Annotated in this window: 5 protein-coding genes; 1 reads left to right on the plus strand and 4 read right to left on the minus strand. The window is 60.0% G+C overall.

Annotation, left to right across the window (positions count from 1 at the left end; all coding sequences use genetic code 11):
* Positions 1-401: leucyl/phenylalanyl-tRNA--protein transferase (gene aat, locus AC5E6N_RS23125; RefSeq protein ID WP_491750012.1), on the plus strand; the 401-nt coding region annotated here is incomplete at its 5' end.
* 13 nt (positions 402-414) lie between these two features.
* On the opposite strand, the gene AC5E6N_RS23130 is transcribed toward aat, so the two are convergent.
* The 4 genes from AC5E6N_RS23130 to AC5E6N_RS23145 form a co-directional block, all read right to left on the minus strand.
* Positions 415-879, minus strand: coding sequence for a DUF2155 domain-containing protein (locus AC5E6N_RS23130; protein ID WP_491690352.1), 465 nt, complete (start codon positions 877-879; stop codon positions 415-417).
* Positions 880-891: 12 nt separating this feature from the next.
* Positions 892-1,290 carry an NADH:ubiquinone oxidoreductase subunit NDUFA12 gene (locus AC5E6N_RS23135; RefSeq protein WP_491750013.1) on the minus strand — a complete coding sequence of 133 codons (399 nt, stop codon included), beginning with the start codon at positions 1,288-1,290 and terminating at the stop codon, positions 892-894.
* 119 nt (positions 1,291-1,409) lie between these two features.
* Positions 1,410-1,898, minus strand: a complete 489-nt coding sequence (locus tag AC5E6N_RS23140) for a GNAT family N-acetyltransferase (protein WP_491750014.1) — start codon at positions 1,896-1,898, stop codon at positions 1,410-1,412.
* A 15-nt stretch (positions 1,899-1,913) separates the two neighbouring features.
* On the minus strand, positions 1,914-2,670 hold a 757-nt coding region (locus AC5E6N_RS23145), incomplete at its 5' end, for an Asp-tRNA(Asn)/Glu-tRNA(Gln) amidotransferase subunit GatB (RefSeq protein WP_491750015.1).

Below are 2,670 nucleotides of genomic sequence, written 5' to 3' on the forward strand. Positions count from 1 at the left end.
ACACGGCATTCGGCGCGGTGATCGACGGTTGCGCGGAGCCGGGGCCCGGCCGAAAGAAGACCTGGATCAACAAGACCATACGGGATCTCTATCTGGAGCTTCACGGGCTTGGACATGCGCACAGCATCGAGGCCTGGCGTAACGACATGCTCGTCGGCGGGCTTTACGGCGTATCCCTGCGCGGCGCTTTTTTCGGCGAGAGCATGTTCTCGCGCGAGCGCGATGCGTCCAAGGTCTGCCTCGTGCATCTTGTCAAAAGACTGCGGCAGAACGGCTTCGTTCTTCTCGATACCCAGTTCACGACCGATCATCTCAAGCGTTTCGGCGCCCTGGACATCCCGAAAGAGACCTACGATTCAATGCTGAGCGAAGCGATGATGATCGAAGCGAGTTTTGTGTAGGCTTTGCTGAAACTCACGTCGGCGGCGGGATATCCGATTCCATGCGGCAGTCCTTCAGCCAGACGTCGTAGACCGCGTGGTCGACCGCATTGAGACCGGGAGAATCGGCGAACATCCAGCCGGTGAAAATCCGGCGTATCTTGCGGTCAAGCGTGATTTCATCGACCTCGACGAAGGTGGTCGTCTTGGGCTTTTGGGTTTCGTCGCGGCTGTAACAGACACGCGGTGTGACCTGCAATGCACCGAACTGGACCGTTTCGTCGATATAGACGTCGAACGTTATGATCCGGCCGGTGATTTTGTCGATGCCGGAAAATACCGCGACCTTGTTGTTGTTGCGCGGATCCTTCGCGGGAGCCAGATCCTGAGACTCAACCCTGTCCTGCGCAAAGGCCGTGCCTGCGGCAACCAGCATCAGGGACAACACCGCCCCGCACAGGCCGTTTCGCTTCATGGCGTTTTGCCTGACCGTTCGCATGTCCGGAAAAACTCACGATCCCGGGGTCCAGGCGTCATAATCGCCCGTGACCCGCGGCCGCTCGGCCGGATTGAGAATGGAGCCTTTCGGCCGGTATGCGGCCGCGGAGCCGGTCATATTGGCCTGATGGCCTTTTTGCCAGTCCTTTGGCTGATAGGTTTCGTCCGCCGGCGAGACATCCGTCGTGTGATGCATCCAGCCGTGCCAGCCGGACGGGATGGACGATGCGTCGGACTGGCCCTTGTAAATCACCCAGCGGCGTGTGCGGCCCTCGCTGTCCCTGTCGCCCTGGTAGTAGACATTGCCGAATTCGTCCTCGCCGACACGGGTTCCCTTGCGCCACGTGTAAAAGAGCGTTCCGGGTGTCTTTCCGTTCCACCAGGTGAACATTTGGAGCAGGAAATTCTTCATCGATATCCTCTTGCCGCCCGTGGCCCATGACGTCAGTCGCCTTATGCCGCGCCTTTCCCGCCTTGTCCAGTTGCATGTCCCATGTGTGCCGGCGAATGCGCCGATTCAATGACATCACGTCAATGGAGTTCAAGCTCGAGGATCAAGGCAGGCATGCCGGAATCCGGTCCGCCGCAATTCCCGGTCCTGCCGATCTCGCGAAAGCCCTTGTTCTCATAGAACCGGATCGCATTCGCATTGCGTTCTTCAACCTCCAGCGTGATGCGGCGGCCCTCGGGAAAACAGGCCTTGATCTCATCGAGCAGCAGGCCTCCGGCCCCCTGCCCCTGAAACTGCGGCAGGACATAGAGCTGGTGCAGAACGATCGACTTGCCGTCTTCCGTCGACGCAAACGCGACCGCGCATATTTTCTCGCCATTGTCAGCCACCACGAACTCGCTGCCCGGCTGGGTCAGCCGTTTTCGCAGGACGCTGACCGCGTGCCAGTCATCGGTGATCCCGGTGACCTTGTCCGCACCGTAGATGCCGTCATAGGTGTCATGCCATGTGGTTACGAGAAGCGCCCGGATCTCGTCCAGATCGCGCTCGCTCGCCGTTCTTATCCACATGGTCAGGCTCTCGACCTATTCGACGCCCAGCTTCTTGCGCACCAGTGCGTTGACCGCCTGCGGATTGGCTTTTCCCTGGGTTGCCTTCATGACCTGCCCGACAAACCAGCCGGCCATGGATGGCTTGTCCTTCACCTGCGCGGCCTTGTCGGCATTGGCGGCGATGACTTCATCAACGGCGGCCTCGATGGCTCCTGTATCGGTGACCTGTTTCATGCCGCGGTCCTCGACGATGGCATTGGGGTCGCCGCCTTCGGTCCAGACGATCTCAAACAGGTCCTTGGCGATTTTGCCGGAGATCGTGCCTTCCTTGATCAGATCGATGATCGCACCGAGCTGAGACGGCGACACAGGGGTCTCCTCAATTGTCTTGCCCGCCTTGTTCAGGGCGCCGAGCAGATCGTTGATCACCCAGTTCGCCGCAGCCTTGCCGTCGCGGTCACCGGCAACGTCCTCGAAATAATCGGCAATCGATTTCTCCGAAACCAGGATCGAGGCGTCATAGGCGGAAAGTCCCATATCCGCCATCAGCCTTGCCTTCTTGTCGTCCGGCAGTTCCGGCAGGTCGGCGGCCAGGCTTTCGACAAAGGCATCGTCGAACTCCAGCGGCAACAGGTCGGGATCGGGGAAATAGCGATAATCATGCGCATCTTCCTTGGAGCGCATGGAGCGGGTTTCGCCCTTGGCCGGATCGAAGAGGCGCGTCTCCTGATCGATCGCGCCACCGTCCTCGAGGATTGCGATCTGGCGGCGGGCCTCGGATTCGATCGCC

It is taken from the genome of Hoeflea sp. (assembly GCF_984452065.1).

Coding starts and splice junctions, on each gene's coding strand:
- AC5E6N_RS23130 (WP_491690352.1), bottom strand. CDS start 879: ATGCGAACGGTCAGGCAAAACGCCATGAAGCGAAACGGCCTGTGCGGG.
- AC5E6N_RS23135 (WP_491750013.1), bottom strand. CDS start 1,290: ATGAAGAATTTCCTGCTCCAAATGTTCACCTGGTGGAACGGAAAGACA.
- AC5E6N_RS23140 (WP_491750014.1), bottom strand. CDS start 1,898: ATGTGGATAAGAACGGCGAGCGAGCGCGATCTGGACGAGATCCGGGCG.